Consider the following 3,120-nt stretch of genomic DNA (forward strand, 5'->3'; position numbering starts at 1 on the left):
AGCAGCACCGGTGATCATGTTCTTCACGTAGTCAGCGTGACCTGGGCAGTCAACGTGAGCGTAGTGACGGATCTTCGAGTTGTACTCAACGTGCGCGGTGTTGATGGTGATACCGCGAGCTTTTTCTTCTGGTGCGCTGTCGATCTTGTCGAAGTCAACGATTGCAGAACCGAAAACCTCGGAGCAAACGCGAGTCAGAGCAGCAGTCAGAGTGGTTTTACCGTGGTCAACGTGACCAATGGTCCCAACGTTGACGTGGGGCAGGGAACGATCAAATTTTTCCTTAGCCATCGATATCACCCTCTACAGAAGAAATTAGACAAACAATATCAACCATTAAAACAAAGGCAGATATTTTCATATCTGCCTTGTTATATGGAGCTCTTGAGCGGATTTGAACCGCTGACCTCACCCTTACCAAGGGTGTGCTCTACCAACTGAGCTACAAGAGCAAAACCCTTTTGCACAACCTGCAAACTTGGAGCGGGTAGCGGGAATCGAACCCGCATCATCAGCTTGGAAGGCTGAGGTTCTACCACTAAACTATACCCGCGGAGCCTGCAGCTCACGCTTAAATCTGGTGGAGGGAGAAGGATTCGAACCTTCGAAGTCGTAGACGTCAGATTTACAGTCTGATCCCTTTGGCCGCTCGGGAACCCCTCCTAATCAGGCCGGCATTCTATACCATGCCAAACCCCTGTCAAGCATTTTCTCATTTAAAAACCTGAGGTTAGCTGCGTTGACACACTTCACTTCGAATCCCGATTAAGGTGTTCGCTGTGGAGCGGGCGCCATTCTATGCAAACTATTGAGCAGGTGCAACCCCTTCGCACAGCATTATTTTATGTTTTAACTCATTGAATTCCTTGGAAAGGTTTTGCAACTGCTGATCGCCTAACAAACGCTGGCTGTCCGGTGCAGCTGCCAGCCAGTACCCGCTTCCGGCAGCATCTTTCGGCAGGGATTGCACATTGACTTTCATCGCCACCAGACGCTGTTGCAACCTGGCAATTGAATCTTCGTCAGAAAATCCACCAAGGAACAAGCACTGCTGACGCGGCGCCACCTCGCCTCTTCGACCTTCACCTGCGGTTTCGCTCAGCAGACGGATATCCTGCTGCGAACCACGATACAGATTAAGAGGAGTTACATCTTTGGCTCGCAAGGGCGCTTCCTGCTGATGCCAGACATAGTAAAAAACATTGAGTACAACCAGCAGCAGGAACAACCAACGCATATAAACCTCAAGACAAGGGACAAGCCATCGCCAAGCCGACAAAAACCAGGTCGGGCACAACCCTGGCGTCAGGCGCGACGCCTTTAACCAACTCGGCATCCCCTCCCGTAATAAAGACGGCGAATTGCTCTCCCCAGTACGCTCGAGCCAGCTCTAATTGAGTGAGAACGAAGCCCCTCAGCATCAAAGAACAACCGCGCTCCACCGCTTCAACGGTGGTCCGTCCCGGGACGTGACTGGAAAGGGCGCGCTCTGCTGCTTCATCACCATAACGAATTTTACGGGTATGGGTGCGCAACTGGTTTCGCATCAAAGGCATACCAGGACAAATGAACCCCCCGAGATGCTCACCGTCAGCCGCGACAAAATCGGCAGTGACCGCGGTACCGAAATCGAGAACCAGGCAAGCACTTCCGGCAGCCAGGTGGAAGCCGCCGAGCATCGCCAGCCAGCGATCAAGCCCCAGACGCTCATAGTCTTCATAGCCGTTTCGAACACCGGACATCTCGCGGGCGGGTTTCGCACACACGATAGGAATACCGAACGCGCGCTCAAGCATTTCGGTTAAAGCGCTGGTTTCCTCGTTAGTCCTGACGCTTACCAAACGACACTTGCGCAGCGAGAGCGACTTTATGATCCGTAGACTCTCAAGCAAAGCCTGATTGGAATCTACAACTCCTTCCGAGACCAGCCCACTCGCCGACGCATCCAGCACGCGCCATTTGATAAAACTATTGCCGCAGTCAAGCTCAAGAATCATCACGCAACCTCAGGCTGAGCTCTCCACCACTAAAGACTTTTTCAACACCATCTACAATCAAGCGCAACCCGCCTTGGCTATCAATCCCGAGCACTATCCCATCGATATGGCTGTTACCCGCGATCAACGACACGGATCGACCCTGCCACAGATGATTTTCCGCCCATTCTGCCTGCAGACTTGCGAACCCGTTGAGCTGGTGTTTATGGGTATAAGCTTTGAGTTGATTACTCAACTCAACCACCAGAGCATTGCGATCGCAGGCTTTGCCTGACTCCAGTTTTATAGAAGTCCATTGCTGGTCGACCTCATCGGCAACCTGCATATTCACGTTGATTCCTATACCCAATACAACATGACATACATCCGCCGGATCGCCGACGAGTTCGAGCAGGATGCCGGCTATTTTCTTGTTACCCACCAAAACATCGTTGGGCCACTTCAAACCGGCATTGGGCACGCCGGCGCTTCGCAAGGTCTGCATCACGGCCAAGCCAACAACAAGGCTCAACCCCTCAAGCTGACGCATGCCGCCATCTATTCGAAGAACCAGGCTGTAATAAAGATTTTCCGCAAATGGGCTCACCCACTTGCGGCCTCGACGACCACGGCCTGCCAATTGTCGCTCCGCGAGCACCAAAAACGGCGCGGGGGCGCCCTCGCTGATGGAGCGCAGAGCTTCGGCATTTGTCGAGTCGACGGAGTCGAACACACGCACCGGCCATTGCGGCATCTTCCTGGTTATTTCAAGAGGATCAAGGAGCATCAAAGGCGCCGACAATTGATATCCGCGACCGCGAACTTTATGGATCGACAGGCCTAGTTCAGCTTCAAGCTGTTGTAGCTGCTTCCATACAGCACTTCGGCTAATTCCCAGGGCAACGCCCAAGTCCTGTCCGGAATGGAATCGTCCATCCTTCAGTAGGTTCAACAACGTCAGCATGCAGGTATCGCCTCATAATGAGGCCCGCATAATAGCCATGCCCCGGGCCGTTGCATAGAAATCAAGCGGACACATTTCTCGCAGGCAAAACAAAACCCCAACTGCTTTCGCAATTGGGGTTTCGGAATTTAATCTTGACGATGACCTACTCTCACATGGGGAAACCCCACACTACCATCG

4 protein-coding genes and 3 tRNA genes are annotated in these 3,120 nt (G+C 52.7%); all 7 read right to left on the reverse strand.

Features of this window, described 5'->3' with window-relative positions; genetic code table 11:
• Positions 1–291 (reverse strand): GTP-binding protein (locus ASG55_RS12145; protein ID WP_236708176.1); only part of this gene is annotated, 291 nt, incomplete at its 3' end.
• Positions 292–376: 85 nt separating this feature from the next.
• Positions 377–452 (reverse strand) — tRNA-Thr (locus ASG55_RS12150).
• Between the two features lie 27 nt (positions 453–479).
• Positions 480–553: transfer RNA gene (locus tag ASG55_RS12155), tRNA-Gly, on the reverse strand.
• A gap of 25 nt (positions 554–578) precedes the next feature.
• A tRNA-Tyr gene (locus tag ASG55_RS12160) sits at positions 579–663 on the reverse strand.
• A 142-nt stretch (positions 664–805) separates the two neighbouring features.
• Positions 806–1,237 (reverse strand): hypothetical protein, encoded by a 432-nt coding sequence (locus ASG55_RS12165; protein WP_056786907.1) that lies wholly within the window; start codon positions 1,235–1,237, stop codon positions 806–808.
• Positions 1,238–1,244: 7 nt separating this feature from the next.
• On the reverse strand, positions 1,245–1,997 hold the full coding sequence (locus tag ASG55_RS12170; protein WP_056786910.1) for a pantothenate kinase: 753 nt from the start codon (positions 1,995–1,997) through the stop codon (positions 1,245–1,247).
• A complete protein-coding gene (birA, locus tag ASG55_RS12175) occupies positions 1,987–2,940 on the reverse strand; it encodes a bifunctional biotin--[acetyl-CoA-carboxylase] ligase/biotin operon repressor BirA (protein ID WP_056786912.1) in 954 nt (317 codons plus the stop codon). The genes ASG55_RS12170 and birA overlap by 11 nt, the downstream gene beginning before the upstream one ends.
• Positions 2,941–3,120: the final 180 nt, after the last annotated feature.

Origin of the sequence: Pseudomonas sp. Leaf434 (assembly GCF_001425545.1) — a bacterium.
Taxonomy (GTDB): domain Bacteria; phylum Pseudomonadota; class Gammaproteobacteria; order Pseudomonadales; family Pseudomonadaceae; genus Aquipseudomonas; species Aquipseudomonas siliginis.

Excerpts from the sequence above, each read along its gene's own strand:
- ASG55_RS12165 (WP_056786907.1), bottom strand. The coding sequence starts at position 1,237 with ATGCGTTGGTTGTTCCTGCTGCTGGTTGTACTCAATGTTTTTTACTAT.
- ASG55_RS12170 (WP_056786910.1), bottom strand. The coding sequence starts at position 1,997 with ATGATTCTTGAGCTTGACTGCGGCAATAGTTTTATCAAATGGCGCGTG.
- birA (WP_056786912.1), bottom strand. The coding sequence starts at position 2,940 with ATGCTGACGTTGTTGAACCTACTGAAGGATGGACGATTCCATTCCGGA.